This is a genomic window from Stenotrophomonas pictorum JCM 9942 (assembly GCF_001310775.1).
GTDB lineage: Bacteria > Pseudomonadota > Gammaproteobacteria > Xanthomonadales > Xanthomonadaceae > Stenotrophomonas > Stenotrophomonas pictorum.
This window is the reverse complement of sequence record NZ_BAZI01000812.1, coordinates 1-546: the sequence shown is the minus strand read 5'-3', so window position 1 is coordinate 546 and position 546 is coordinate 1. Positions and strand designations below refer to the sequence as shown.

The window sequence follows — 546 nt, the reverse complement described above, 5'->3', positions numbered from 1 at the left end:
GTGGCGTTCGGCCAGCGCCAGGCAGATCGATGCGGCGTACCCGCACGCGTCGGCGGCGGTGGCCAGCGGCAGGGCGCGCAGGTACAGGGCGATGGCCAGGCGGTCATCGCCGGTGAAGTCGGCCAGGGTTTCCCACAGGAACGGATGGTCGCGGCCCTCGGCAGCCACGGCATGGCCGTAGTCGGCCAGTGCGCGGTACGCGGCTTGCGCGGCCTCGGCATCGCCGGACTGACCGGCGTGGAGGATGGTGTCGGTCAGTTCCACGACGCGGGCGTGGATATCCGGAGGTATGTTCATTGGGACTGCTGGCAGAGACGGGGGGCGGATTCTACGGACTCAGCCCGGCAGCCGCGGGAAGCCGTGTTCATCGCGCTCCTCGGCCACCGCCTGGTCCTGGATCTGCTGGCGCAGGTCACGGCGATTGAGGGGCAGCGGGATCTCGCCCCGCCGCTGGCGCAACGCGTTGAGCAGGCAGTGCCGGGCCAGCGCGTCGTCGCCCTGTTCGGCGAAGCTTCGCCCAGCGCTTCCCACGCCTGCGGACCGGCA

The 546-nt window shown here is 71.2% G+C and carries 1 protein-coding gene and 1 pseudogene; both read right to left on the bottom strand.

Annotated features, from left to right (window positions below; genetic code table 11):
• Positions 1–297: hypothetical protein (locus JCM9942_RS17825; protein WP_218185536.1), on the bottom strand; the 297-nt coding region annotated here is incomplete at its 3' end.
• Between the two features lie 39 nt (positions 298–336).
• Positions 337–546 (bottom strand): annotated as a pseudogene (locus tag JCM9942_RS17820) (heme biosynthesis protein HemY); the annotation flags it as partial.